Origin of the sequence: Pseudomonas sp. S3(2024), assembly GCF_036861315.1 — a bacterium.
GTDB classification, from domain to species: Bacteria; Pseudomonadota; Gammaproteobacteria; order Pseudomonadales; family Pseudomonadaceae; genus Aquipseudomonas; species Aquipseudomonas putida_A.
The window spans coordinates 435582-462395 of record NZ_JAZAQQ010000005.1 but is presented as its reverse complement, the minus strand read 5'-3'; the positions used below and the strand labels follow the sequence as shown (position 1 = coordinate 462395).

Here is a 26814-nt window from a genome sequence, read left to right as displayed (position 1 = left end):
CGGGCTCCGGCCGGTGGCCTGAGCCGGCCGGGGAGACCGATTTCAGCAACTCTCGAGGGTGGCAGTGGCCAAACCGGGAAAGTCTGTAATCAGGCTGTCAACGCCGAAGTCGGCGAGTCTGCGCATCAGCGCAGGCTCGTTGACGGTCCACACCGAGACATGCAGCCCCTGACGCTGCGCCTTCTGCAGGCGTTCCGGCGTACACAGCGTCCAGTTCAGAGCCAGAATCTCACAGCCATAGCTGGCGGCGACCTTCAACGGGTCGAGCCAGGCGTATTCGGCCACCAGTCCACGCGATACGTCCGGCACCAGGTCCAGCGCCGCTTTCAGCACTTCCCGTGAGCTCGAAGTGATGGTGACCTTGTCCAGCAAGCCATGACGCTGAGCCATTTCGCGAATCGCCAGTACGGTAGTCGCGGCGCGGGTGCGTGAAGCGCTTTTGACTTCCAGTTGCCAGTGCTCGAAATCACACTGCTCGAACAATTCTTCCAGGGTCGGAATCGGGCACGGTTTGATCCAGCCCGGGCCGCCCTTGCGCGCGTCGTAGGTCACCAGTTCGGCGGCGGTGTGTTCGACCACCTTGCCGCGCCGGTCGGTGGTGCGCTTGAGGGTCGGGTCGTGGATCACCATCAGCTCGCCGTCCTTGGACAGGTGCAGATCCAGTTCGCAACGGCGTACGCCGTGCTTGAGACATTCCTGAAAACTGGTCAGGGTATTTTCCGGTGCTTCGCCCTTGGCGCCGCGGTGGCCGTAGATGAGGGTCACGGTGCTTCCTTAATTTAAATGCCTGATTCGTTCTGTTCACGGGCCAGGCGTCGTTCCTGGGCCTGTTTCTGCAAGATATAGCGGGCGAGCAACTGGCGCTGGGCGTCGGTCAAGTGTTCGAACTCGGTGCCGACGTCGTAGCCGTCGCCCTTGCGATCGCAATGAGTGACGCGGGCGCGCAGCAGCAGGCCCAGTGCCTGCGGCATCAGCACCAGTTTCACCGACAGGTGCGCGCCAGTGGCAATCGGGGTCGGGTGCTGAAAGTCGATCCCGCCTTCGGAGATGATCACCGGTTGTGGCTCGCCGATATGGCCGAGCACGGTCAGGGCGACCACCTGGCTGAGCAGGTCGATGCGTTTGTTCTGGGATTTGAGAAACGCGGCGATCGCCCGGTCGCGCTCGCTGATCTGGCGTAACAGGTGCTGCGACTCGAATTCGCTCAGGTGCAGTTCGCTGAGCAGGTTGAACAGCGGGGAAGCATCCTGCAACACTTCCTGGCCTGCAGCTTCGGGAGCGGACAGGGGCCGAATTTCCAGTGCGATCATGTCCTCGATACGGTAGTATTCGCGGCGATCTTCTTCATCTAATGTCGACATGGCGAACCCATGGTAGCGGCGGTGGTCTGAGTGTAAAGCTGGTTATCGACCCCCGCCACAAGGACGTTCCTTTTCCCTCCGAACAAGCCCCGACATGTTCAGACCTCTCTTCGTATTTATCGGCACGCGTTATACCCGTGCAAAGCGTCGCAATCATTTTGTGTCATTCATTTCCCTGACTTCGATGATCGGGCTCGCCCTCGGCGTGATCGTGATGATCGTGGTGCTTTCGGTGATGAACGGCTTCGATCATGAGATGCGCACCCGCGTGCTGGGCATGGTGCCCCACGCGACTCTTGAAACCGGCGAACCGATCAACGATTGGCAGAGCCTGGCCGCCAAGGTCAAACGCAACCCTGAGGTGACGGCGGTTGCGCCGTTCACCCAGATGCAGGGTTTGCTGACCAACAACGGTCAGGTATCCAAGGTGTTGCTCAACGCCATCGACCCCGCGCTCGAGCGCAATGTGTCGATCATCGACAACTTCATGAAGCAGGGCAAACTCGACGACCTGACGCCGGGCAGCTTCGGCATCGTCATCGGCGACAAGGCTGCGACCAAGCTCGGCGTGGGCCTCGGTGACAAAGTCACCTTCGTCGCGCCGGAGGTCAGCGTGACCCCGGCCGGGATGTTCCCGCGCATGAAGCGCTTTACCGTGGTCGGCATCTTCCATGTCGGCGCCGGTGAGCTGGACGGCTATCTGGGCGTCACCAACCTGCAGGATCTGGCGAAGATGCACCGCTGGAAACCTGATCAGGTGCAGGGCATCCGGTTGAAGTTCGATGATCTGTTCCAGGCGCCGCGCGTGGCCTGGACCATCGCCCAGCAGTTGGGCGAAGACCATTACTTCGCCCGCGACTGGACCCGCACCCACGGCAACCTGTATCAGGCGATCCGCATGGAAAAAGCCATGATCGGTCTGCTATTGCTGCTGATCGTCGCGGTGGCTGCGTTCAACATCATTTCCACGCTGGTGATGGTGGTAAATGACAAGAAGAGCGACATCGCCATTCTGCGTACCCTCGGCGCCACGCCGGGGACGATCATGCGCACGTTCATGGTGCAGGGCACCGTGATCGGCGTGGTCGGTACGGCGATTGGTGCCGTGGTCGGGATCTTCGCTGCGCTCAACGTCAGTGCGGCGATTTCCGCCCTCGAAGGGCTGATCGGCCACAAGTTCCTCAACGCCGATGTGTATTTCATCGATTACCTGCCGTCGCAGGTGCAGAGCCAGGACGTGGTCATGGTCTGCGCCGCTGCGTTGGTCCTGAGTTTCCTCGCCACCCTGTATCCCGCCTGGCGTGCTGCGCGCACCCAGCCGGCGGAGGCGCTACGTTATGAGTGAGTCGGGCATGAGTGATAAAGCAATCTTGAGCTGCCGAAACCTGGGCAAATCCTACGAGGAAGGCCCGGAGTCGGTGCAAGTGTTGGCCGGTCTGCAACTGGAGTTGCACCCGGGCGAGCGTGTGGCGATCGTCGGCAAGTCCGGTTCCGGCAAAAGTACCTTGCTCAACCTGCTGGGCGGTCTCGACACGCCGACTGAAGGCAGCGTCTGGCTCGACGGCGAAGAACTGTCGGCGCTGAGCGAGAAGAAGCGTGGCCTGCTGCGTAACCGTGCCTTGGGGTTCGTGTACCAGTTCCACCACTTGCTGCCGGAATTCACCGCGCTGGAAAACGTCTGCATGCCGCTGCTGATCGGCAAGACCGCGATCCCGCAAGCACGTCAGCGTGCTACCGCGTTGCTGGAGCGCGTGGGGCTGGGCCATCGTCTGGAGCACAAACCGGCCGAGCTGTCCGGTGGCGAGCGCCAGCGTGTGGCTATCGCCCGGGCGCTGGTGAACAATCCAGGCCTGGTGATGCTCGACGAGCCAACCGGCAACCTTGATTCGCACACCGCCGAAGGCATCCAGGACTTGATGCTGGAACTCAGCACTTCAATGCGCACGGCGTTCCTGGTGGTGACTCACGACATGAACCTGGCCCGCCAGATGGACCGCGTCCTTCAATTGCAGGAAGGCTGCCTGACTCCAATCGCTTGAGAGCTACTGCGCTCGGAAATACTGCGTTAAAAACAGGCTCGGAATGCTCATTTACAGCCAGTAGACTCCGCTTCCTCGCCTGTTTTTGCCTTGTCTTTCCTTCGCTCGCTACGCTCTCAAGCGATTGGCCGCTTTTTTAAGCTTGATTTTTTATACGGTGCCCCAGCGAATGTTCAGACCGTTATCGATCTTTATCGGCACGCGCTATACCCGCGCCAAGCGCCGCAATCGCTTTGTTTCGTTCATCTCGATGACTTCGATGATCGGGCTCGCCCTCGGCGTGCTGGCGATGATCGTGGTGCTGTCGGTGATGAACGGCTTCCAGCGCGAAATGAGCTCGCGCATCCTTGGCATGGTGCCGCACGCGACCATCGTTGGCGTCAAGCCGATCGATGACTGGCAGCCGGTCGCCGCCGCCGCGCTGAAAAATCCGGAAGTGACCGCCGCCGTGCCGTTCACCGAGATGGAAGGCATGCTGTCCTACAAGGGTTTGATGCAGCCGATCCAGATCAGCGGCGTCGATCCGGCCCAGGAAGGCAAGGTGTCGATCGTGGCCCAGCACATTGTGCAGGGGCGTCTGGATGACCTGAAGCCGGGCGAGTTCGGCGTGGTGATCGGTGAAATCACCGCGCGCCGCTTCCGCCTCAATGTCGGCGACAAGATCACCTTGATCGTCCCGGAGGTCAGCACCGCACCGGGGGGCATTACCCCGCGCATGCAGCGCCTGAACGTGGTCGGTGTGTTCAAGGTCGGCGCTGAACTGGACGGCTCGATGGGGCTGATCCACGTGGCCGATGCCGCGACCATGCAGCACTGGCAGCCGAATCAAGTGCAGAGCGTGCGCCTGGCGGTGAAGGATCTGTACGCCGCGCCGAAAGTCTCCTCGGACATCGCCGCAGGCCTCGGTGCCGAGTTCAAGGCTGACGACTGGACTCACACCCAGGGCAGCCTGTTCAGCGCGATGAAAATGGAAAAAACCATGATTGGCCTGCTGTTGCTGATGATCGTTGCGGTGGCGGCGTTCAACATCATCGCCACGCTGATCATGGTGGTTAACGACAAGGGCGCGGACATCGCGATCCTGCGCACCATCGGCGCCACGCCCCGGCAGATCATGGCGATCTTCATGGTGCAGGGCACGGTGATCGGCATTGTCGGCACACTGATTGGTGGCGTGCTCGGCGTGATCGCGGCACTGAATGTCAGCGAGATGGTCGGCTGGGTCGAGCGCGTTACCGGGCAGCATATCTTCAGTTCCGACGTGTACTTCGTCAGCAACCTGCCTTCGGAATTGCAGGGCGGGGATGTGCTGTTGATCTGCTCGGCGGGGTTTGTTCTGAGCTTCCTGGCGACGGTGTACCCGGCGTTGCGGGCGGCGAAGATCGAGCCGGCGCATGCGCTGAGATATTCGTAAGCGCCAATACCGTCTTCGCGAGCAAGCCCGCTCCCACAGGGGATTTGTGTATGACACAGATCCCCTGTGTGGCTAGCTACCCCCACAGTGATACAAATTCAGGGTTAACGCAGATCCAATGTGGGAGCGGGCTTGCTCGCGAAGGGGCCGGGCCTGCTGGCCTCAATTCCCCTTGGGCAACTCGATCACAAACCGCGTCCACCCCGCAGCCGATTCGCAATGAATCTGCCCACCATGGGCGCGGACGATCGATTGGGTAATCGCCAGCCCCAGCCCCGCATGTTCACTGCTGCCTTCCTGCCGCGCCGGATCTGCTCGATAAAACCGGTCAAACAGCCGTGGCAACAACTCTGCCGAAATGCCTTCGCCACTGTTCTCCACCGACACCTGCGCTATGTGCGGTTGATCGACGATGGACAGGCGCACGCTGCCTGACGCCGGGGTGAAGCGCAGCGCGTTATCCAGCAGATTCGACAAGGCCCGGCGCAGCATGCTGCGATCGCCTTCTATACGCGCATGACCTTCGCGGCTCAGCGTCACCCCGGCGTCCTCGGCCAGTGGCGCAAAAAACTCCAGCAATACATCGCTCTCATCCGCCAGCTCCAGCACCTCACGCTTGGGCATCAGCAAACCGTGGTCAGCCTTGGCCAGATAAAGCATGTCGTTGACCAGTTGGGCCATCCATTGCAGTTCTTCGAGGTTGCTGTGCAGGGCTTCGCGGTAATCCTCGATCGGTCGCGGGCGGGTGAGGGTGACCTGGGTGTGGGTCAGCAGGTTCGACAGCGGAGTGCGCAGTTCATGGGCGATGTCGGCAGAGAACGCCGACAGCCGTTGAAACGAGTCGTCGAGGCGTCCGAGCATGGCGTTGAAGCTGTGGGCCATTTCTGCAAGTTCTGGCGGCATTTGCGCTTCCGGCAGTCGGGCGTTGAGCGAATGTGCAGAAATCCCACGGGCGACTGCGCTCATACGGCGCAACGGACGCAAACCGCTGCGCGCGGCCCACGCGCCGAGCAGCGCGGTGGCCAGGGCCGACAAGCCGACGGTCAGCCAGATCAGATGCTGCATGCGCTGCAGGAAGTGCTGGTGATGAGTGATGTCCAGCAGCAGAGTGAGCTGTGGCGAGTCGGTTTTGTCAGGGTAGAGCGGGGCGTTGAGCACGCGGTAGTCGGCGCCGTCATGGCTGATGGTCGACAGGCCCGGCTGTTGCGGCAAGTCCTGCGGTAAATTGATCGAGCTGTCGTACCAGCGCTGGCCGTCACTGCCGGTAATACGCAGCGCCAGATCGGCCTGACGGCTCAGCTCATCCGCCAGCCGCGCCTCACGCTGAACGGGTTGCACATCCTGCAAGGCACGGCGCAAACCGATCAGCTTGCCGTCCAGCAATTGCTGATCGAGCTCAATGAAGTGCGCCTCGCTGGCGCGGCTGAACAGCACCCCGGCGAATAGCGAGACCACGGCGGTGCAGGCGGCAAAGAGCAGCGCCAGACGAGAAGTCAGCGACAGGCGACGCATCAGGCCGGACGCTCTTCAAGCACGTAACCCATGCCGCGCACGGTGTGGATCAGTTTGTTGGGGAAGTCATCGTCGATCTTCAGGCGCAGGCGACGGATCGCCACTTCGATCACGTTGGTGTCGCTGTCGAAGTTCATGTCCCAGACTTGCGAGGCAATCAGCGATTTCGGCAGCACTTCACCCTGACGGCGCAGAAGCATTTCCAGCAGGGCGAATTCCTTGGCGGTGAGGTCGATGCGCTGGCCACTGCGTTCGACCCGACGGCGAATCAGGTCCAGACGCAGGTCGGCCAGTTGCAGACTGGTTTCCTGGGGCAGGGCGCTGCCCCGGCGCAGCAGGCTGCGCACCCGGGCCAGCAATTCGGAAAAGGCGAACGGTTTGACCAGATAATCGTCGGCGCCGAGTTCGAGGCCGTGAACCCGATCTTCGACTGCATCTTTGGCGGTCAGAAACAGCACTGGCGTGTCGAGGCCGGCACTACGCACCGCCTGCAGAATCTGCCAGCCACTGCGCCCGGGCAGCATCACGTCGAGAATCAACAGCGCATAATCTCCGCTCAACGCCAGTTGCTGACCGCTGACGCCGTCGGCCACCAGTTCTGTGTTGAAACCGGCCTCGGTCAGGCCCTGGCGCAGGTAGTGGCCGGTTTTCGGTTGGTCTTCGACGATCAGCAGTTTCATGGGCGACTCGGGTTGTAGGAACAAAAGCGTTATACCGTGGGAGCAGGCGACGCACGCCAACCTGACAAAGTTGTAATCTGCCTGTCAGGTAGCTGCCAGCGCAGGCGGGCTAGAGTTTCCCACAGGCTGAACCTTATCTTGTTGGAGTATGACTATGTTTTTGCGCAACCCTCTGACCGTCGCCGCCTGTGTGCTGGCGCTGAGTTCACCTGTCTGGGCCGCACCCGCGCACAGCTATGATTTCGGCCAACCGGCACCAGCAGCCAAGGCTACTCGCAGCATTGAAGTTGTACTGAACGACATGTCGTTCGATCCCAAGGCGATTCAGGTCAAGGCCGGTGAGACGGTTCGCTTTGTGCTGGTGAATAAAGGCCAGTTGCTGCACGAATTCAACCTCGGTGACGCGGCGATGCATGCCCAGCACCAGCAGGAAATGTTGCAGATGCAGCAAAGCGGCATGCTCACGCCTACCGGCATGAAAGAAATGTCCCACGACATGGCGGGTATGGATCACGGCAGCATGGGCCACGGCATGAAGCACGACGACCCCAATAGCGTGCTGGTCGAGCCGGGCAAGACCGCCGAGCTGACCTGGACCTTCAGCAAGGCCAGCAGCCTGGAATTTGCCTGCAATATTCCCGGTCACTACCAGGCGGGCATGGTCGGCAAACTGACTGTCAGTCAGTAAGCACTCAAAGGCGGGCGCAAAGGCTGATAGAATCCGCTGATTCTTCAGTCAGGTTTCCGCCATGCATCCCGCAGCCGAACATTCGCCGCTGGGCAAATCCAGCGAATACATCGCCACGTACACGCCGTCCCTGCTGTTCCCGATTCCGCGCACCGCGAAATGGGCCGAGCTGGGCCTGACCGCCGAAACCCTGCCGTATAAAGGCGTGGATTTCTGGAATTGCTTCGAACTGTCGTGGCTGCTGCCGTCGGGCAAGCCGGTGGTGGCGATCGGTGAATTCAGTATTCCGGCGGATTCGCCGAACATCATCGAATCCAAGTCGTTCAAGTTGTACCTGAACTCGCTGAATCAGACGTCGTTTACCGACATCGCCAGCCTGGAAGCAACACTGGTCAAGGACTTGTCGGCCGCTGCCGGCAAACCGGTCGGCGTACGCGTGCGCAGCCTGAAAGATGTCGAAGCCGAAGGCGTCGTGGCGTTGCCCGGCGTGTGCATCGACGATCTGGACATCAGCGTCAGCAACTATGAACATCCGCGTCCGGAACTGCTGCGTTGCGATGATTCGAAGATTGTCGAAGAGAGCGTGCATAGCCATCTGCTCAAATCCAACTGCCCGGTGACCAGTCAGCCGGACTGGGGCAGCGTGGTGGTGGAATATCGTGGCGCGGCGCTGGATCACGCGAGTCTGCTGGAATACATCGTCAGCTTCCGCCAGCACTCGGACTTCCACGAACAATGCGTGGAGCGGATCTTTCTCGACCTGCAGCGTTTGCTGAAGCCGGAGAAACTCACGGTGTTTGCACGGTATGTGCGCCGGGGCGGGCTGGATATCAACCCGTATCGCAGCACCGAGACTGCGCAACTGCCGAACCACCGCCTTGTGCGCCAATAAATAACCCCTGTAGGAGTGAGCCTGCTCGCGATAGCGGACTGACATTCAACATTGACGTCGACTGATACACCGTTATCGCGAGCAGGCTCACTCCTACAAGGGATCGCGTTTCAAATTGCGCCTATGAAAAAGCCCTGCCAGCGCTGGCAGGGCTTTTTGCATTTCAGGGGAGGAAAATCAGATCCCCATGCTACCCAGCGCATTGACGATATTGCGCAGGGTGCCGGCAATGGCCGGGTGTTCGAGTTCGAAGCGGTCCACCGCCAGGTTCACGCCATCGGCGATGCTGGCATCCTGAGTGGCGCTCTCCAGTTTGATTTCAGTTTCGATCTGCGCCATCAGCGTATGCAGATCTTCACGTTCGGCTTCGGACAGCGGCGGATTCTGCTCCAGTTGCTCGCGCAGGGTGTCGAGTTGTTTTTGCAGTTCTTGGGCGGGCATGGTGGGGTTCCTTTTATCAAGAGGCACTGGCATTGACCGCAGCCGCGCGCCAAAGGTCTATGGCTGACCTTTAGATTAATCCACTCTGCTGCAACCTGCATGATTCCGGTCAGGGCTTTTCGCCCTTGAGGCGGCGCAGGTTGATGTCGGCCAGGCAGGTGTCGAGTTCGCCCAGATGATCGATCACCGAATGCACGCCCAGATTGAACAACTGCAGGGTCGCCTTGCCGCGACGCTGCTCGCGTTCCTGCTGGCTCAAGGCTTGCCACTCGCTCGGCGACAGGCCGCACAGCGAGCCGCAGGACGCCAGGCCAATGGTCCACAACCCGGCGTTGAGGCCCGATTGCAGCAGGCGCGGCTCGCCGCTCACCAGCACGCAGCCATCCAGGCAGCTGACGTTCAAACCCATCAGCGCCTGCCAGCAGGCGTTCGGCGCGGGCCATGGATTGATTGTTGCTGAATATTGCGTCGGTTTGATCCACGCCGGCAGAGAGGCCGCCAAGGGTTGCGCGAGGGCAGGGGGCAGCTCGTCGATCCACGCACAGGGAATCTGCTGGCGCTGCAGGCTGAGCAGGCTGTCGAGAGCGCCGGGTGTGGCGTGGGCGTGCTCGGGCAGTACGCTGGCGTGTTGATGGGCACGGGCGCCGAAATCCACCAGACAGCCACTGAGTCCGAACAGCACGGCGGTCAGGCCGGGCGCGGCGACAGGCAAGACTTCAGCGTGGGTCATGGCAACGTCCCTGAAATAGGCATGAGGCTAGGGGACATCGGTGACAGTTGGATGACAGGTGTGTGAAGGCGCTCCCTGGAAACGTCCTGCATTACTCTTCACGGGCAGACTGCCCAAAACGGCTTTTGCGCTTATACTAGCGCTCTTAACGCCTGGGCCCGGGTGCCCGCGCCAGTAAAAATCCAAGGAGTTTTTCTATGCGCTGGAGCAATCCTCTCGCTCAGCTATGTGTATGTGCCAGCGTCCTGCTGGTTCCGTTCGCCGCCAACGCTGCAACGGAAGAAGACCCTTGGGAAAGCGTCAACCGCCCGATCTTCCAGTTCAACGACTTCGTTGACACCTACGCGCTCAAGCCGCTGGCGCAGGGCTATGAGTTCGTGACGCCGCAGTTCCTCGAAGACGGCATCCACAACATGTTCCGCAACGTCGGTGACGTCACCAACCTGGCGAACAACATTCTGCAGGCCAAGCCGGCAGCAGCCGGTGTCGATACCGCGCGTATCATCTTCAACACCACCTTCGGCCTGCTGGGCTTCTTCGATGTCGGTACCAAAATGGGCCTGAATCGCAGTGACGAAGACTTCGGTCAGACCCTCGGTTACTGGGGCGTCAGCAGCGGCCCTTACGTGATGCTGCCGTTGCTCGGCCCGAGCACCCTGCGTGATGCACCGTCCAAGTACGTCGACAGCTACACCGGTCCGTACCGTTACATCAACGACGTGCCTGTCCGTAACTCGGTGTTCGGCCTGAACATCGTCGACACCCGCGCCAGCCTGCTGTCGAGCGAGAAGCTGATCAGCGGCGACAAGTACACCTTCATCCGCAACGCCTATCTGCAGAACCGCGAGTTCAAGGTCAAGGATGGTCAGGTCGAAGACGATTTTTAATCTCGACCGATGACAAGAAGGCGGCCCATGAGGCCGCCTTTTTTGTGTGCGCTTATTTCATCTGCAGAATGGTCAGGCCGAGCTTCTGTCCATCGCCGTCCTGGGCCTTGACCCAGACCACTTCGGTCTCCGCCTCCAGCCCACTCAATGCGGCATGTTCGGAATCGATGCGCACGCTCAAACGGTCACCAACCGCGAACTGGCGCGGCGCTTCGACCTGCATGCCGCTGCTCGAGAGGTCGATGCACACGCCGGCGATCTCATCGCCTTCATGGATCAACACCACATCGGCATCGACCCGCATGCGGATGAAATCGCGCTTTTCGCTGTAGTCCCGACCGGTTTGACTCATGGCTTCGACCTTCCATTGGGTTACGGTTTGAGCTGTTCTTATAACTCTCGGTGATTTGACAAGTAAAGTCGTCAAGCGACCATCGGCGCATGCTTGAAACGCCCCGCGGATGGGAGTACCGTCTGCGCCTTAGAAGGGCACCTCTGGTGCAATCGCGTTCCGGGTCAATGCTCGAAAGCGGTGCAGCAGAGAGGCTAGAAAGCGAATCCAGTAGTCTGAGCCGGGCCGATGCCCCGCCTGCTACGCCAACCTAATTCTGGCGCCGTTTGCCCACATGCCAAAAACCAGTGCCACGCTGCTGATAATCGATGATGACGAAGTAGTGCGCGCGAGCCTCGCGGCCTATTTGGAAGACAGTGGTTTCAGCGTCCTGCAGGCCAGCAACGGCCAGCAGGGTCTTCAGGTATTCGAGCAAGACAAGCCCGACTTGGTCATCTGCGATCTGCGCATGCCGCAGATGGGTGGTCTCGAACTCATCCGTCAGGTCACCGAGCGCTCACCGCAAACGCCGATGATCGTCGTTTCGGGTGCCGGCGTGATGAACGACGCGGTCGAGGCGCTGCGCCTGGGTGCGGCGGACTACCTGATCAAGCCTCTCGAAGACCTGGCCGTGCTCGAGCATTCGGTGCGTCGCGCGCTGGATCGTGCGCGCCTGCTGCTGGAGAACCAGCGCTACCGCGAGAAGCTGGAGAAGGCCAACCGCGAGCTCGAAGCCAGCCTGAACCTGCTCCAGGAGGACCAGAACGCCGGTCGTCAGGTGCAGATGAACATGCTGCCGGAAAGCCCGTGGCGCATCGACGAGTTCCAGTTTGCCCACCAGATCATCCCGTCGCTGTACCTGTCGGGTGATTTTGTCGACTACTTCCGTGTCGACGAGCGTCGGGTGGCGTTCTACCTGGCCGACGTATCGGGGCATGGCGCCTCTTCAGCGTTCGTCACGGTGCTGCTGAAGTTCATGACCACGCGCCTGCTGTTCGAGTCCAAGCGCAACGGCACGTTGCCGGAATTCAAGCCTTCGGAAGTCCTTGGTCATATCAACCGGGGGCTGATCAGTTGTAAGCTGGGCAAACACGTCACAATGGTCGGTGGAGTCATCGACGAGGAGACCGGTTTGTTGACCTATAGCATCGGCGGCCATCTGCCGTTGCCTGTGTTGTACACGCCTGACAGTGTTCGTTACCTCGAAGGCCGCGGTTTGCCGGTGGGCCTGTTCAATGAGGCCACCTACGAAGATCACGTGCTTGAGCTGCCTCCGACGTTCAGCCTGACGCTGATGTCCGACGGCATTCTGGATCTGTTGCCAGAACCGACGCTCAAGGAAAAAGAAGCCGCTTTGCCCCAACGGGTGAAGTCGGCGGGCGGCAGCCTGGATGGTCTGCGGCAAGTGTTTGGATTGGCCACGCTAGGGGAGATGCCGGATGATATCGCCCTGTTGGTGTTGAGCAGGAACCTTCAATGAGTACCGGTAGAATCCAGTTCGCCGAGCAGGACGGCACCTTCGTCCTGAAGTTCGTCGGTGAAGTTCGCCTGACCCTGTGTTCGGCGTTGGATGCGACTATTGAGAAAATCTTCACCGCGTTGAATTTCAACGCGATCGTGATCGATTTGACCGAAACCCGCAGCATCGACAGCACCACCCTCGGCCTGCTGGCCAAACTGTCGATCCTGTCGCGGCAAAAGGTCGGCCTGCTGCCGACCGTCGTCACCACCCACGAAGACATCACCCGTCTGCTGCAGTCGATGGGCTTCGAGCAGGTGTTCAACATCGTCAACCACCCGGTGCCGTGCCCCGAGTGCCTGGATGACCTGCCGGATCAGGACCAGTCCGAAGAAGTGGTGCGGATCAAGGTGCTCGAAGCGCACAAGATCCTCATGGGCCTGAACGACTCCAATCGTGAAGCCTTTCATGATCTGGTGAATGCCCTCGAAAGGCATTGATGGCCTGAAATGTGGGTAGGGTCTGCTGGCCCTATCGCGAGCAGGCTCACTCCTACAGGGTTTCTCATTCGACGCATAATCTTGAGTAATCCACAGATCCACTGTAGGAGTGAGCCTGCTCGCGATAGCTCTCGTCAAAACACTAATAATCCAGCAGGCACAAAAAAAGGGCGAACCCGTTTGGGTTCGCCCTTTTTGCGTTTCAGCGACTCAGATCACAGCTTGGCCTGCAGCAGCGCCTCGAGCTTCTCCTGGTCACGGGCAAACTGACGGATGCCCTCAGCCAGTTTCTCGGTAGCCATCGCATCTTCGTTGGACAGCCAGCGGAATTGCGCTTCGTTGAGGCTCAGGCGCGCTTCGCCGGCGTGGCCCGGGGCGAGTTTGCGCTCCAGTTTGCCGGTGTCTGCCGCGAGCTTGTCGATCAGGTCCGGGCTGATGGTCAGGCGATCGCAGCCGGCCAGTTGCTCGATCTGGCTCAGGTTGCGGAAGCTGGCGCCCATGACCACAGTCTTGTAGTCATTGGCCTTGTAGTAGTTGTAGATGCGGGTGACCGACTGCACGCCCGGATCATCGGCGCCGGTGTAGTCGTTGCCGTTGGCCTTTTTGTACCAGTCGTAGATGCGGCCCACGAACGGCGAGATCAGGAACACCCCGGCGTCAGCGCAAGCGGCGGCCTGAGCGAAGGAAAACAGCAGGGTCAGGTTGGTCTGGATGCCTTCCTTCTCGAGGATCTCCGCAGCGCGGATGCCTTCCCAGGTCGAAGCGATCTTGATCAGCACGCGGTCACGGCCAATGCCGGCCTTGTCGTACAGCTCGATCAGGCGATGCGCACGCTTGAGCACGGCGTCCTGGTCGAACGACAGGCGCGCATCCACTTCGGTGGAAATGCGGCCCGGAATCACTTTGAGGATTTCCTGGCCCACGGCGACGCCGAAACGGTCGCTGGCCAGACCCACGTCGCCCTTGCAGTCGCTGACGCAGGCGTTCAGCAGCTCGGCGTAGGCGGGGATGGCGGCTGCCTTGAGCAGCAGGGAAGGGTTGGTGGTGGCGTCGACCGGCTTGACCCGGGCGATCGCTTCGAAGTCGCCGGTGTCGGCAACTACGGTGGTCATCTGTTTGAGTTGTTCCAGCTTGGAAGTCATGGGTGTGCTCTGTCCTGTGGGTTTGACGACATTACCCGAGCGTTGACAGCCACTCAAGGGCATCAAGGCGCAACGGGTTCCCCGGGGGCAACAACCTGAGAACGGCTGTTTGAACGGTGGGGCGCGGTATCGATGAATACGATGCCAAAATCGGCCGCAGGTTCAAAGCAACTGACGGCCAGCGCCCCTTGAGCACATTGATGGAGGTTATTGCTGGCTCAGCTGGGTTTTGACCGCAGTTTCTGCCGGTTTCGGCTGGCCATCGGACGTCAACAGGCCGAAATTCTTCTCGCGGTCATTGCTGCCGGTGTCGCTGTTTTTCCACTCGTAAATCGAGGTCAGGGCAATGTTGCGGGTTTTGATATCGGCGACGAATGCGCTGATTTTGCTGGCCTGACCCTCAATCCCGCCGTTGGAGGCGAGCGCCGAGATGCCCCATTCGCTGATCACCCCCGGCAGATGGAAGTTCTGCTGGATAAACGCCTGGGCGTTGCTGATCTGCGTGCCGCTCATGCCGTAGGGATGGTAGGAGACCGCGTTGAGGCATTTGGGGTATTCGCTGACGATTCGGTTGAGTGCCACGGTGGACGCCGAGCCGGCGGTGGGCGGCCGGGCGAAGCCAAAACCGATCACCGGGACAGTCTGGGGTTTGTCTTGCAGGGTCTTGCACGCTGCGCTCATGAACGGCACGAAGGTCGTGTCGAAATTGCCGGTCGGCCAGTAGGTGCCGAGGTCCGGCTCATTCCATAGCTCGATCGCCACCAGTTGTGAGCCATAGGTCGCTGCCAGGCTGGTCAGCGCGTTGGCATACGCGACCCCCGCGTTCGCCAGATCATTGGCCGGTAACGGCTTGGTCGCGCGCAGGGTCATCAGCACCGGCAGTCCGGCCGCGCGGGCCACGGCGAAGGCATCGCTGATCTGCTTCTGGTAGGCCGCGCTGGGCAGGCTGTCAGTCCATACGCCAAAACGCACGAAACTGAAGCCGGTGGCTTTGACGCGCTCGGCGTCCGCAGCGGAAAAGGTTTGGACTTTGACCTGAACCCCGATGGTTTTATTGGCGGGCAATGCCGGGAACAGTTCATTGGCCTGGCTCTGGCCGGTTGCCGCCAGCAGTAACAGGGTCAGGGCGCTCAGGGGTTTGAGATGGACTGATTTCATGTCGGTTCTCCGGGTGAGAAGTGACAACGGCGAAAAGATATCTCGAGATAACTGTTTCGAAACTGACAATGGCACTAAGTGCGCCAATGTTATTTTTTGTCAGGAAAATCAGACCTGAAAATCACAGTTATTTTTAGTCCGTTAATTGTGTTTTGGCGGCTTTTGACCCTGTGGTACTTAATACGCTGGTACTAACAGGGCGAATCTATTTCTGAGTGCAGAATGATCTAGTGGGTTCATTAAGATCCGCTCTAGATGTTGGCAGAATGATATTACACAGGAATGTAAACCTTGTTCAAAAAGATCCTCGTCGTGTGCGTTGGCAATATTTGCCGAAGTCCGACAGCAGAACTTCTGCTGCGTAACGCGCTGACCCCCTCAACCATTTCGGTGACTTCCGCAGGTCTCTCTGCGCGGGTTGGCGAAGGCATGGAAGCCTCGGCGCGCCAGGTGCTGGAAGACCACGGGCACAGCGCCGAGGGTTTCCGGGCCCGGCAATTGACCGCCGATATCGTCAATGAATCAGACCTGATTCTGGTCATGGAAAAACAACATGTGAATCAGGTGCTGAAGATCGCCTCGCACGCCCGAGGCAAAGTATTTCTTCTCGGCAAGTGGCAGAGCGAACGAGAAATACAGGATCCGTATCGTCAAGGTAAGGCCGCTTTTATTCATGCCCATGCATTGATTGAAGATGCTGTTAGCTCGTGGGCGCAGCGCCTCGGACATTGATGAATATTCTTCAGATCAGTGAATGGTAAGAAAGACTTATGCAGTTACCGTCAGTAATCGCCAACCGTGATAACGATCAAGACAGTATTGATCTTCTCGGCATATTCGGCAGTTTGATCGACCAGAAATGGTTGATCGGTGCATTCACCGGTGCCTTCATGGCCGCCGGCGTTGCCTATGCGGTATTGGCGACGCCGGTGTACCTGGCGAACGCGCTGGTGCAGGTCGAACCGAAAAAGAACGACATGCTCGGTTTTTCCGACCTCAGCAGCATGCTCGGCGGGCAATCGCCGTCGGTGACCGAAATCGGCATCATCAAGTCCCGCGCGGTGATCGGCAAAACCGTCGACGACCTGCGCCTGGATATCGACGTCACCCCCAACACCTTCCCGGTGGTCGGCGGTTTTCTCGCCCGGCGTTATCGCGGCGAAACCGAGTTCAGCGTGGCGCCGCCGCGTTTTGGCTTCAACAGCTACGCCTGGGGCGGCGAGCGTCTGGAGTTCACTCGGCTCAATCTGCCCAAAGAGTTGTTGGGCAAGAAGCTCACCCTGGTGGCTGGCGAACAACAGCACTTTCAGTTGCTCGATGACAACGACAACCTGTTGGTCGAGGGCGTCGCCGGCGAAGCCTTCGCCCAGGACGGCGTCGAGGGTTTGATCGAGCGCCTGCAAGCCAACCCGGGTACTCGCTTTGAAGTGGTGCGCAATCCACGGATCGTGACCATTCAGGGTTACCAGGATGCGCTGGATATCTCCGAGCAAGGCAAGGAGTCGGGGATTATCCGTCTGGCGCTGGCCAGCGCCGATGCCGCCGAGGCGGTGAAGATCCTCAACAAGATCGCCGCGCTCTACGTCGATCAGAACGTGCGCCGCACCTCGGCGGAAGCGGCGCAGAGCCTGGCGTTCCTGCAAAGCCAGTTGCCGCAGGTCAAGCGTGATCTGGCCAAGGCCAGCGATGCGCTCAACGCGTATCAGACCCACGGCAAGACCGTGAACATTTCCCTGGAAACGCAATCGGTGCTCGGTCAGTCCGTGGCGCTGGAAACGCGGATTTCCGAGCTGAAAATGCAGCAGGCGGAAATGGATCGCAAGTTCACCAAACAGCATCCGGCGTATCGCGCCTTGATGTCGCAGATCGGTGAGTTGACCCAGCAGCAGAAGTCGCTGGAAGGCAAGGTCGGTGATCTGCCGGCCACGCAGCAGGAATTGCTCAACCTGACCCGCGATGTGGAAGTGGCTTCGCAGATCTACACGCAGTTGCTGAACAAATCCCAGGAATTGGACATCGTCCGCGCCGGGGCGGTGGGCAATGTGCGCCTGATCGATCCGGCGGATGTTGACCTGAGCAGTCCGGTCAAACCGAAAAAAGCCCTGATCGTGCTGATCGCAACGTTCCTCGGCGCCTTTGTCGGCGTAGCCCTGGTGCTGTTGCGCAAATCGTTGAGCAAAGGTCTGGAAGGGCCGGAAGCCATCGAACAGCTCGGGCTGCCGGTGTACGCGTCGATTCCCTACAGCGCCTTGCAGCGTGACGAGGACACGAAAAAAGGCCGAGCCAAAATCACCGCCGAGACGCCGGCCTATCTGCTTGCCCTGCGCAACCCGACCGACCTGTCCATCGAGTCGATCCGCAGCCTGCGCACCTGCCTGCATTTCGCCGCGCTGGATTCGACCAACAACCGCATCATGATCTCCGGCCCCAGCCCGCAGGTCGGCAAGACCTTCGTCTCCTCCAACCTCGCCGCGGTCATGGCGCAGAGCGGTCAGCGCGTGCTGTTGATCGACGCCGACATGCGCAAGGGCCACCTGCACAAGACGCTGAATGTGCCGATCGCCAATGGCCTCTCGGATCTGCTGGTCAAGCGCTGCAGCATCGAGCAGGCGATCAACACGGTGGAAATCGACAACCTGCACTTCATCAGCCGTGGTCAGGTTCCGCCGAATCCTTCCGAGTTGTTGATGCACGCCAACTTCCGCGACCTGCTCGCCGAACTGAGTCAGCGCTACGACGTGGTGATCATCGATACGCCGCCACTGCTGGCGGTGACGGACGCGGCGATTGTCGGGCGTGAAGCCGGGATCAGCCTGATCGTCACGCGGTTTGCGGTAAACCCGGCCAAGGAAATTGAAGCGACCATTCGCCGCTTCGCGCAGAACGGCATCGAGCTCAAGGGCGCGGTGTTCAACGGCGTCGAGAAGCGTGCTGCCAGCTACTACGGCAATGGCAGCTATGGCTATTACAACTACGAATACGCGTCGGACAAATCCTGAAATCAGGGGCGTTCCAACAGGCATGAAAGTGGGTGGGTTGTGAAGAAAATACTGCACGTGGCTGAAACGATAAAAGGTGGGGTCGCCACCGTTATCCGCACCATCTCGGCGTCGCCCGAAGGCCAGGATTCGAATTACGAGCTGGTCTATCTGGTGCCGCTCGACCAGAAACAAGAGCTGCACGGCATTGATGCACAGCAGATTCGCACGTTCGAACGCAGCGGGCGTGATGTGCGTTCGCTGCTGCGTTTTGCCTGGCAACTGACCCGGGTGATGCTCAAGGAAAAACCCGATGTGGTGCATTTGCACAGCACCTTTTCCGGGGTGATCGGCCGCGTGGTCTGTGTGCTTCTGCGACCGTGGCGCAAGCCGAAAATCGTCTACTGCCCGCACGCCTTTTCGTTCCTGATGGAAAGCTCGCCGACCAAGCAGAAGATCTACGCATGGATCGAGCGGGTCCTGCAGCGGGTCACCGACGTGATCATCTGCGTCAGCCGCTACGAGATGGACAAGGCTGCGCGGTTCGGCATTCAGCGCTCGCGCATGAAGCTGATCTACAACGGCATCCACCAGCGAGACGAAGCGCCGAAGGCCGAGAGCCCCGCGCCGATCCATCTGCTGTTCGTCGGTCGCCTCGACTACCAGAAAGGTTTCGACGTGTTGCTCAAGGCCTTCGCCAAGGTGCAGCGAAGTGATCTGAAACTGACGGTGGTCGGCAGTGCGGTCAACGAGGACACGGTCGAGTGCCCCGAGATGGACGCGGTCGAGTACCTGCCGTGGGTCACGCCGGCCGAAGTGCAGGCGCTGTATCAACAGGCCGACGCGCTGATCGTTCCGAGCCGCTGGGAAGGTTTTGCCATGGTGCCGCTGGAAGGCATGGCCGTGGGCTTGCCAGTGATCGCCAGCAACTGCACGTCACTGCCCGAACTGGTCACCCATGAAGTGTCCGGCTACGTCTTTCCCACCGGTGATCACCAGGCGCTGGCCGATGTGCTGGCGCGAATCCAGAAGCCGCGGTTGCTCGACCTCGGCAGCGAAGGCCGGAACATCGTGCGCGAGCGCTTCAGTGCCGCGCTGATGATCCGCCAGACCTACGACGTGTATTGCGCTCCCACTTATTAAGTAGAACTCAGCTTATGAACGTAACGATTTTGCATGGCTACAGTGCGTCCAACTCCGGTGACGGCCTGCTCGTCGATCTGGCCATCGCGTTGGTGCAGCGCAACTTTGGCGAAGACACCGCGATCAATGTCGTGGCCTCCGACCCGCAGTCTTTCGCCTACCTGCCGCACCCGCGTTTCGATGCGCCGGTGATGGCAGCCAAGGGCCTGGGGCGGGTCAAGCAGGCAGTGTTTCTCAATCAGTCGTATGCCGGGCTGGCGGATCTGCTGCGCAAGACCGATCTGATCGTCGGCGTCGGTGGCGGCTACATGCGCTCGAAAAGCGCCTTCGAACACATCAAGCTGAAACTCGGCCACGCCAAACAACTGGAAACGGCGATCCTCAGCAAGGTGCCGTCGGTGTACCTGCCGCAAAGCATCGGCCCGTTCCATGGCGAGAGCCGCAAGATCGTCGATCACTACGCCAGCGCTGACGCGGTGTTCGTGCGCGATAACCGCTCCTCGGCAATGTTCGATGCCTGCGAAAACGTCTATCGTGCGCCGGATCTGGCAGTGCAGTCACTGGCCAGCAAGATCCTTCAGCAACCGAAGTTCACCCGCTGCGCCGCATCGCCGGCCACCGTGTGCGTGGTGCTGCGCAAGCCGCCGGAGTGGAGCAAGGAAAAGAAGGTCGCCTACGTCGCCAACCTGAAGCTGCTGCTGCAGCGCCTGAAGAACAAAAGCAAAGTGGTCTGCGCCGTGCAGAGCGCCGTTCGCGGCAACGATGACGGTGCGTTCTATCGCGAACTGGGCATCAGCGAAGACCTGCTGTCGTTGAAGGCGACGATTGCCAAATATCAGCCGGACCTGGTGATCTCGGTGCGTCTGCACGGCGCCATCGAGTCGCTGCTGTCCGGTGTCCCGGCGTACCACATCAGCTATGAGCGCAAAGGCTTTGGCGCCTATCAGGACATGGGCGTGGAAGACTGGGTGATCAACGGTGGCGACATCAATGTCGACCAGATCATCGACACCGTGTATGCGCCGAATGCCCTGTCGAATTTCGGCAAGCGCCTCACCGACACTTGCCGCGAAATCGAAGCCAAGACAGTGATGATGGACGAGATCATCAAAGGCGTCGTTCGATGATATTTCGCTTGCTGCTGCGCGGCGGAGCCTTGGGCGCGAAGTTCTTGCTGGTGTTGGCCATCACCCATTACCTGGGCTACGAAGCGCTGGGGTTTTACGGGGTGGTGGTCGCCGCGTCGCTGATCGCCTCGAAGTTTTACAGCGTCGGTTTCAGTTCCGAGATCAATCGGTTGATCAGCGTTGGCGGCAGCTCGCGGCGGGTGGTCGACAAAGTCCTGCTGCTGTACCTGGCAGTGGGGCTGCTGCTGTCGCTGCTGACGGTGGGGATTTACTCGCTGTTCCAGCAGGTCGAGGCGAGCACCGCGTTGATCCTCTGCGTGACGCTGGTGCTGCTCACCGAACACCTCTCGTTCGAGATCAACTCGTTCGTGTTTTCTGCGCAGAAAGCCACGGCAGGCGCGCTGCTGTTCTTCATCAAGACCGGTCTCTGGGCGTTGCTGGCGGTGGGCGGGATGATGCTCGACTGGGTCGCCGGCATCGCCAGTGTGCTGTGGCTGTGGGTGGCCGCCAACGTGCTGGTGATCGTCGCCGGTTACCTGATCGTGGTGAATGTGCACAAGGGTCGGGTCAGCGAAGCACTGACTACCGCGACCGTGTGGAAGGCCGGCCTGCCGTTCTACTTCGGCACGGGCTTGATCGCGCTGAGTCAGTACGCCGAGCGCTTTCTGATTGCCGATCTCGAACCCTACGCCAGCCTCGGTAAATACGTGTACGCGTGGTCGGCGGCGAACACTTTGCAGGCGCTGTCTTACGCGGTAGTGGCGGTGGTCGGCATTCCGGTGCTGGCCAAGCGGTTTCAGGCGGATCAGCAGTCATTTACGGTCAAGCAATTGTTCGTTAACAAGTGGGTGATGCGCTCGCTGCTGGTGTCGGCGGCGGTGGCGGTGCTGATCTATCTGTTCTTCAACGTGGTGCTCGATTACGTCGCCACCAGCGTGCCGCGTCCGGATAACGCGATCCTCGGTGTGCTGATCTTTTCCTTTGCCCTGCGGGCCATTGGCGACATCGTCTGGGGTGGTCTGATCGCTTCGAAAAACAGTCGGGTGTCATTCGCCAGCGCGGCGATCTGTCTGCTGGTGTCGGTGCCGATCAGCTACCTGCTGATCAAGCACTATTCGATTTATGGCGCGGCGTGGGGCAATGTCTTCGCGATCATCGTGCAGCTCGGAGTGATCGCCGTGTTGACTCGGGCGACCCGTGCCAAAGGGGCGCTGGCATGGGGTTGAAGTTGCCGTGTATCGAGTTTCGCGGCCGCAAACTCGATTCCTCGCTGTCGTTCCTGATTCTGTTCACCGGGTTGTTTCTGTCGGTGGCGATGCCGCTGCTGATCCCCCGCGCTCCGGGCCCGGATGCGATGACCTTGTGGTCGTCCTATGCCCGCGCCGACAACTGCAATTTCTGGAACCCGTTCTCGCCGGATCGCTCCTCCTACGAGTGTTCGGCGTTCCTGCTGCGGCCCACCGGGATCAACCTGACCAACGCCTGGGCCTACGGGATGTTTTGCAACTTCTTCCTCACGGCGATCCCGGTGGTGGTTTTCCGGCGCATGCCGCTGGCGATCTTCGGCACCCTGTGCCTGTGGGGCGTGGTGCGCTCGTTTTTCCTGGAAAACCTGACCAAGGAAATCATCGTTTCGGTGGCGGTGCTGAGCATCTTGTTCAGCTCGCTGACGCGCAAATACCGCGGCGGATTTTTTCTGTCGGCGGTGATCTACGGCGTGCTGATCCGGCCTTACTGGATTCTGTTTTCGCTGTCGTGGGTCGGCGTCTGCGTGATGAAGAAGTACGTGTCGCGCTTCACCTTCTTCCTGATGCTGTTCCTGTTTTACCTGGCGGTGGCCATGGCGATTCAGCTGGCGTTGGGGTTTCCGGTATCGTCGATTCGCGCCAGCAACAACGAGTTGCGTACGGCCGGGGAGGAGGGTTCGAAATCGCTGATCGTCTCGTGGCTCAGCGGCAGTGACTTCGTCTCGCAGGCGCTGGACTCGATGATCATCTTCTTTCGGCTGTCGTTCCCGGTGGAGCTGATTCTGTTGTCCGGGCCGGGCCAGGTGATCTTTGTGGCGCTGATGATCATGACCGCGCTGCTGCTGTTCAAAGTCATCACCTCCACCGACTACAAAGGCGCGCCGATCGAAACCAAACCCAAGGAGCTGATCGCGATTCCGCTGGCGTTCCTGTTGGTGCAGGGGTTGTTCGAGCCGGACTTCGGTTCCTTCGCCCGGCACTTTTCCATGGTGGTGCCGGTATTGTTTGTCGGCCTCGGCCTGATGTTGCGCGCGAACAAGCCGGTGCGGGTTGAATCACGCGTTCAGAATTGAGACAGGTGCTGTATGTCGAGCAAGAAAAAATCGCTGGAGATCGAAACCCTGCGTGGCCTGGCGTGCCTGCTGCTGGTGCTCTATCACGTCATTGGCCCGTTGGGCGGGGGCTTGAAGATCGATCTCGGCTCGCCGTTTCGGGTGATCGCCGACTCGATGGTGTACGTGCGCATGCCGCTGTTCACCTTCATTTCCGGCTACATCTATTCGATCTACAAAATTCGCGGCAATGACTTTTCCGCATTCTTCAGCGGCAAGGTACGACGGCTGATCGTGCCGCTGTTTTGCGTCGGTGTGCCGTTCTCGGTGTTGCAGGCGGTAGGGCCGGGGGTGAACAAGGATGTCGGCGTGATCGATGCCTTGTTGTCGTTCTGGGTGCCGGTCAATCACTTCTGGTTCCTGCAGGCGGTGTTCATCATTTTCATGTTCGTCGGTCTGCTGGAATGGCGCGGGATGCTGCGCTCGATGACGCGCTTGTATCTGCTGTTCGCCTTCGCTGCGGCGGTGTTTCTGTTGCCGCCGTTCAAGCTCGATGCGTTCGGCATCAATGGCGCGATTTACCTGCTGCCGTTCTTTGTGGCGGGGATGATCGGCCAGGAAAATGTCGAGGCGTTGAAGCAGCGGTTCAAGGTGGTCGGGCCGCTGGTGTTTGTGTTGATTTCGCTGACGCTGCTGTACGTGGCGGCGATTGATCGTGAGTTGATCGTCGACCGCCGCAGCCTGATCGGTCTGACCGTGGGGTGTGTGTCCTGCATTGCTTTGCTGTCGAGTGACATGCGCTCGAAGTGGCTGACCTGGCTGGGCGGCTACTCTTACGCGATCTTTCTGTTCCATGTGCTGTTCGCGGCGACTTCGCGGTTTGTCATGGGGCGGCTGGGGGTGAAAGACGAAAGCATTCTGGTGCTCAGCGGACTGCTGTTTGGTCTGTTGGGGCCGGTAGTGCTGTCGATGATTTTCAGTCGCTTCAATGTCACTTCGGTGCTGTTTTTGGGCGAGCGTGCGGCGAAGAAAAAAACGGTGGCGAGCGTTACTCCGGTGGTGCCGGTCAATAGCTGAAAAGCTTCGCGAGCAAGCCCGCTCCCACAGGGATTGTGCGAGTTGCCGAGATCCAATGTGGGAGCGGGGTTGCTCGCGAAGGGGCCATTCCAGACTGAAGGAAATAATGCATGTTGGCAGTAAATGACGCGCAACCCGTCGCAGCGTCGGTGGTTGAGGTAGGTGATGCCCGCGAGCGCTTTGCGCAGTGGCGCGAAGGCAAGGCCGGGAAGGTCTTGTCGGTCTCGGTGATCGGCGACAGCTACAGCGCCGGGCAGGATTTCTACCTGAACAAACTGGTGCAGCGCGTGGCCGGCGAGGTCGGTTTTGCCGGTCCCGGTTATGTCGGTTTCAACCATGGCGCCGCGCTTGGGGGCACGCATTTCAAATACACCCGCAGCAGCGAAAAGTACTTCGGCGGTGGCTGGCAAGTGTCTGGCCTCGGCCAGGCCAGCCCCGACAGCCGCACGGTGACCGGCAAGCCCGGTGCCTGGCTGCAAATCGATGCCAGCCCGACACCGGCCATCGACACCCAAGTCACCCAAGCGAAATTGCTCTACCTGGGCAACGGCGAAACCAGTGAGCTGCGCTACCGCTGGACGCCCTCGGAAGACTGGCAACCGTTGACGCTCAAGGGTTCAGGCGTGCAGGAAGTACCACTCGCAGGTCTTTCGGCAGCCGCAGACTGGTCATTCAAACTGGAAGTGGTGAAGGGTGCACCGACCTTGTTTGGCTTGTGGATGAGCAACGAGCAGCACGGCGTGCGGGTTTCAAAACTGGCGGCCTCGGGCGCGGCATCCGCGGATTTCTATCACCAGAACCCGCAATGGCAGGTGCAGTGGAAAGCCGCCGTGTCGAAGATCCCCGCCGACGTTTACCTGATCATGCTCGGCGGCAACGATCAGGGCTTCGGGGTCAAACCCGAACAGTACCTGCACAACGTTCAGGGCCTGGTGGCGATGATCCGCGAGATCCAGCCGGCGGCGAGCATCAACCTGATCATGCGTCAGGACACCACGCGCTCAAGTGCCTATCCGATGTCGGCGTATGCACAGGTCTTGCAGCCGTGGGCGCATGAGCAGCAGTTGGGTTTTGCCAATCTGCAATGCGCGTTCGGCCCGGACGTCAAACGCTACGCGGCGGCGATGATCGGCCCGGACAAGATTCATCCGCAGCCGGCCACGGGCGGGAAGGTGATTGCCGATTACTTCTATCGCTGGATCGTCAGTGGCATCAACGCGGACAGTTGCGACTTGTAGGAGCTGCGGCACGCTGCGATCTTTTGATCTTGCTCTTGAAAACAAAATCAAAAGATCGCAGCGTGCCGCAGCTCCTACAGGAAAGTGTTTTTATTTGAAGTTATCTATCTGGCTCAGGAGCTCCGCAGTCTTCTGCGGCATCAGTTGCGTGGCACACCGGGTCTCGACATTGATGATGATCGCCGGTTCGTTGCAGCACAGGCGTACGCGGAAGCGCCAGTCGCTGAAGATCACCTTCAGGCCATCACGATCGTCCATTTCCAGCGCCTGCTCGGCATACCGTTGTTTCAGATGGGCGAGCAGGGGATAGGGATCCGCCAGCGTCCGGCGAATGTCGCCGGACGCCGGAAACATGCCGATGCGCTCCACCAGCAAAATACTGCCCAGCCATGACTCGTTGGCGCTGGCCAACGGCTGATGGTGTGCCAGCCAGCTCACCGTGCCGAGGTTGCCCACCTCCCGTTCAATCTCTGCTGCATGCTGTGCCATGTTCATGGGTGCCTCCTGAAAAGAGAAGTGGGCGGGGACCGTCTCAGCGGCCCTTGAGGTAGACGTTGTCGTAGCAGAAGTTGGTTGCCTGCAGGTAACCCTCGGCGTCGCCGCAGTCAAAGCGCAGGCCCTTGAACTTGTAAGCCAGCACGCAACCGTTCTGCGCCTGTTTCATCAGCGCGTCGGTGATCTGGATCTCGCCGCCCTTGCCCGGTTGGGTGTCGGCGATCAGGTCGAAGATGTCCGGGGTGAGGATGTAGCGGCCGATGATCGCCAGGTTCGACGGGGCATCCTGCGGTGTCGGTTTTTCCACCATGTTATTGACCCGGTAGATGCCCTCGGAAATCAGCTCGCCGGCGATCACCCCGTATTTGTGGGTCTGATCGGCCGGGACTTCCTGGATGGCGACGATCGAGCAGCGGAATTTCTTGTACAGCTGGATCATCTGCGACAGCACGCCGTCACCTTCCAGGTTCAGGCACAGGTCATCGGCCAGCACCACGGCGAAGGGTTCATCGCCGATCAACGGGCGGCCGCTGAGAATCGCGTGACCGAGGCCCTTCATTTCCACCTGACGGGTGTAGGAGAAGGTGCAGGTGTCGATCAGCTCGCGGGTGCCAGCGAGGAATTTCTCTTTCTCGGTGCCGCGGATCTGGTGTTCGAGTTCGTAGCTGATGTCGAAGTGGTCTTCCAGCGCACGCTTGCCCCGACCGGTGACGATGGCCATGTGTTGCAGGCCGGCGTCCCGTGCTTCTTCAACGGCGTATTCGATCAACGGCTTGTTGACGATCGGCAGCATCTCTTTCGGCATGGCTTTGGTCGCCGGCAAGAAACGCGTGCCGTAACCGGCAGCGGGGAACAAACATTTACGAATCATAAAAGTATCCTGGACAGTCATGGAACACAGGCAACGGGTGCGCGCACTTATCAAAGCGCACAAGTTTCAATGATTATTGAACGAGTACTTTAATACCTGAGTCAGGTTGTTAATGGCAATTAGCGCAGGGGGTAAAACATGACAATGTTATGAGATGTCGGTTAAGGCGTTATTAGTTATTTTTAGTCGGTATCTGTTGATAGTGATGAGTGTACTTGGGGTGCTAATAAGTACCGGGCAATACAGTTTGACCTGCAAAAATATTTATTGCCAGTGGTTGAACTAATTTTGTTTAAGGCTGTTGTCGTCCTTATTTGTGTGGTGCGCCACAGATTCAATGAAAGGGACTTGA

General features: G+C 59.8%; 27 protein-coding genes. 16 read left to right on the top strand and 11 right to left on the bottom strand.

Annotated features, from left to right (window positions below; all coding sequences use genetic code 11):
- Positions 1-42: 42 nt before the first annotated feature.
- A complete protein-coding gene (locus VLA07_RS16340; protein WP_333989683.1) occupies positions 43-765 on the bottom strand; it encodes a glycerophosphodiester phosphodiesterase in 723 nt (240 codons plus the stop codon).
- A gap of 14 nt (positions 766-779) precedes the next feature.
- Complete coding sequence (locus VLA07_RS16335; protein WP_007968195.1) at positions 780-1361, bottom strand: PilZ domain-containing protein; 582 nt, start codon at positions 1359-1361, stop codon at positions 780-782.
- Between the two features lie 94 nt (positions 1362-1455).
- On the opposite strand from VLA07_RS16335, the gene VLA07_RS16330 reads away from it, so the two are divergent.
- The 3 genes from VLA07_RS16330 (at position 1456) to VLA07_RS16320 (ending at position 4814) form a co-directional block, all read left to right on the top strand.
- Complete coding sequence (locus tag VLA07_RS16330) at positions 1456-2706, top strand: lipoprotein-releasing ABC transporter permease subunit (RefSeq protein WP_097088565.1); 1251 nt, start codon at positions 1456-1458, stop codon at positions 2704-2706.
- A 7-nt stretch (positions 2707-2713) separates the two neighbouring features.
- Positions 2714-3400, top strand: a complete 687-nt coding sequence (gene lolD, locus VLA07_RS16325; RefSeq protein ID WP_167734160.1) for a lipoprotein-releasing ABC transporter ATP-binding protein LolD — start codon at positions 2714-2716, stop codon at positions 3398-3400.
- A gap of 169 nt (positions 3401-3569) precedes the next feature.
- Entirely contained in the window at positions 3570-4814 is a 1245-nt protein-coding gene (locus tag VLA07_RS16320) for a lipoprotein-releasing ABC transporter permease subunit (RefSeq protein ID WP_096797167.1), read from the top strand.
- Between the two features lie 162 nt (positions 4815-4976).
- Here the strand turns inward: VLA07_RS16320 and VLA07_RS16315 are convergent, their stop codons facing one another.
- On the bottom strand, positions 4977-6326 hold the full coding sequence (locus VLA07_RS16315; RefSeq protein WP_333989682.1) for a heavy metal sensor histidine kinase: 1350 nt from the start codon (positions 6324-6326) through the stop codon (positions 4977-4979).
- Positions 6326-7006 (bottom strand): heavy metal response regulator transcription factor, encoded by a 681-nt coding sequence (locus VLA07_RS16310; RefSeq protein ID WP_027611462.1) that lies wholly within the window; start codon positions 7004-7006, stop codon positions 6326-6328. The genes VLA07_RS16315 and VLA07_RS16310 overlap by 1 nt, the downstream gene beginning before the upstream one ends.
- Before the next feature lie 154 nt (positions 7007-7160).
- On the opposite strand from VLA07_RS16310, the gene copI reads away from it, so the two are divergent.
- Positions 7161-7694, top strand: coding sequence for a copper-resistant cuproprotein CopI (gene copI, locus VLA07_RS16305; RefSeq protein WP_333989681.1), 534 nt, complete (start codon positions 7161-7163; stop codon positions 7692-7694).
- Positions 7695-7755: 61 nt separating this feature from the next.
- Entirely contained in the window at positions 7756-8586 is an 831-nt protein-coding gene (gene queF / locus VLA07_RS16300; protein ID WP_333989680.1) for an NADPH-dependent 7-cyano-7-deazaguanine reductase QueF, read from the top strand.
- A 177-nt stretch (positions 8587-8763) separates the two neighbouring features.
- Here the strand turns inward: queF and VLA07_RS16295 are convergent, their stop codons facing one another.
- Positions 8764-9027 carry a DUF4404 family protein gene (locus tag VLA07_RS16295; RefSeq protein WP_333989679.1) on the bottom strand — a complete coding sequence of 88 codons (264 nt, stop codon included), beginning with the start codon at positions 9025-9027 and terminating at the stop codon, positions 8764-8766.
- Between the two features lie 109 nt (positions 9028-9136).
- A complete protein-coding gene (locus tag VLA07_RS16290; protein ID WP_333989678.1) occupies positions 9137-9757 on the bottom strand; it encodes an HAD family phosphatase in 621 nt (206 codons plus the stop codon).
- A 197-nt stretch (positions 9758-9954) separates the two neighbouring features.
- On the opposite strand from VLA07_RS16290, the gene VLA07_RS16285 reads away from it, so the two are divergent.
- A complete protein-coding gene (locus VLA07_RS16285; protein WP_115989289.1) occupies positions 9955-10644 on the top strand; it encodes an MlaA family lipoprotein in 690 nt (229 codons plus the stop codon).
- Positions 10645-10696: 52 nt separating this feature from the next.
- On the opposite strand, the gene VLA07_RS16280 is transcribed toward VLA07_RS16285, so the two are convergent.
- On the bottom strand, positions 10697-10996 hold the full coding sequence (locus tag VLA07_RS16280) for a PilZ domain-containing protein (protein ID WP_096797162.1): 300 nt from the start codon (positions 10994-10996) through the stop codon (positions 10697-10699).
- Positions 10997-11270: 274 nt separating this feature from the next.
- Here VLA07_RS16280 and rssB point away from each other — a divergent pair, with 274 nt between their 5' ends.
- On the top strand, positions 11271-12455 hold the full coding sequence (gene rssB / locus VLA07_RS16275; protein ID WP_041074010.1) for a two-component system response regulator RssB: 1185 nt from the start codon (positions 11271-11273) through the stop codon (positions 12453-12455).
- Positions 12452-12934 carry an anti-sigma factor antagonist RssC gene (rssC, locus tag VLA07_RS16270; RefSeq protein ID WP_003226553.1) on the top strand — a complete coding sequence of 161 codons (483 nt, stop codon included), beginning with the start codon at positions 12452-12454 and terminating at the stop codon, positions 12932-12934. The genes rssB and rssC overlap by 4 nt, the downstream gene beginning before the upstream one ends.
- Positions 12935-13149: 215 nt before the next feature.
- Here rssC and tal read toward each other — a convergent pair whose 3' ends face one another.
- Complete coding sequence (tal, locus tag VLA07_RS16265) at positions 13150-14076, bottom strand: transaldolase (RefSeq protein ID WP_027611470.1); 927 nt, start codon at positions 14074-14076, stop codon at positions 13150-13152.
- 207 nt (positions 14077-14283) lie between these two features.
- Positions 14284-15234, bottom strand: coding sequence for a glycosyl hydrolase family 5 (locus VLA07_RS16260; RefSeq protein ID WP_333989677.1), 951 nt, complete (start codon positions 15232-15234; stop codon positions 14284-14286).
- A gap of 291 nt (positions 15235-15525) precedes the next feature.
- On the opposite strand from VLA07_RS16260, the gene VLA07_RS16255 reads away from it, so the two are divergent.
- From VLA07_RS16255 to VLA07_RS16220, 8 genes are all read left to right on the top strand, one after another.
- Positions 15526-15966 carry a low molecular weight protein-tyrosine-phosphatase gene (locus VLA07_RS16255; RefSeq protein ID WP_007968224.1) on the top strand — a complete coding sequence of 147 codons (441 nt, stop codon included), beginning with the start codon at positions 15526-15528 and terminating at the stop codon, positions 15964-15966.
- Between the two features lie 38 nt (positions 15967-16004).
- Positions 16005-18233 (top strand): polysaccharide biosynthesis tyrosine autokinase, encoded by a 2229-nt coding sequence (locus VLA07_RS16250; RefSeq protein ID WP_103368824.1) that lies wholly within the window; start codon positions 16005-16007, stop codon positions 18231-18233.
- A gap of 39 nt (positions 18234-18272) precedes the next feature.
- Positions 18273-19355 carry a glycosyltransferase gene (locus VLA07_RS16245; protein ID WP_333989676.1) on the top strand — a complete coding sequence of 361 codons (1083 nt, stop codon included), beginning with the start codon at positions 18273-18275 and terminating at the stop codon, positions 19353-19355.
- A gap of 14 nt (positions 19356-19369) precedes the next feature.
- Positions 19370-20482 (top strand): polysaccharide pyruvyl transferase family protein, encoded by a 1113-nt coding sequence (locus VLA07_RS16240; RefSeq protein WP_258675351.1) that lies wholly within the window; start codon positions 19370-19372, stop codon positions 20480-20482.
- Entirely contained in the window at positions 20479-21708 is a 1230-nt protein-coding gene (locus VLA07_RS16235; protein ID WP_333989675.1) for a polysaccharide biosynthesis C-terminal domain-containing protein, read from the top strand. The genes VLA07_RS16240 and VLA07_RS16235 overlap by 4 nt, the downstream gene beginning before the upstream one ends.
- Entirely contained in the window at positions 21699-22802 is a 1104-nt protein-coding gene (locus tag VLA07_RS16230; protein WP_333989674.1) for a hypothetical protein, read from the top strand. Before VLA07_RS16235 ends, VLA07_RS16230 begins: the two co-directional genes overlap by 10 nt.
- 12 nt (positions 22803-22814) lie before the next feature.
- Positions 22815-23858: an acyltransferase family protein gene (locus VLA07_RS16225; protein ID WP_333989673.1), complete on the top strand. Its 1044-nt coding sequence runs from the start codon at positions 22815-22817 to the stop codon at positions 23856-23858.
- A gap of 110 nt (positions 23859-23968) precedes the next feature.
- A complete protein-coding gene (locus VLA07_RS16220) occupies positions 23969-25096 on the top strand; it encodes an SGNH/GDSL hydrolase family protein (protein ID WP_333989672.1) in 1128 nt (375 codons plus the stop codon).
- Positions 25097-25186: 90 nt separating this feature from the next.
- Here the strand turns inward: VLA07_RS16220 and VLA07_RS16215 are convergent, their stop codons facing one another.
- Together VLA07_RS16215 and galU are read right to left on the bottom strand one after the other, a co-directional pair.
- Positions 25187-25591, bottom strand: coding sequence for a mannose-1-phosphate guanylyltransferase (locus tag VLA07_RS16215; RefSeq protein WP_333989671.1), 405 nt, complete (start codon positions 25589-25591; stop codon positions 25187-25189).
- Positions 25592-25628: 37 nt separating this feature from the next.
- A complete protein-coding gene (galU, locus tag VLA07_RS16210) occupies positions 25629-26462 on the bottom strand; it encodes a UTP--glucose-1-phosphate uridylyltransferase GalU (RefSeq protein ID WP_333989670.1) in 834 nt (277 codons plus the stop codon).
- Positions 26463-26814 lie beyond the last annotated feature (352 nt).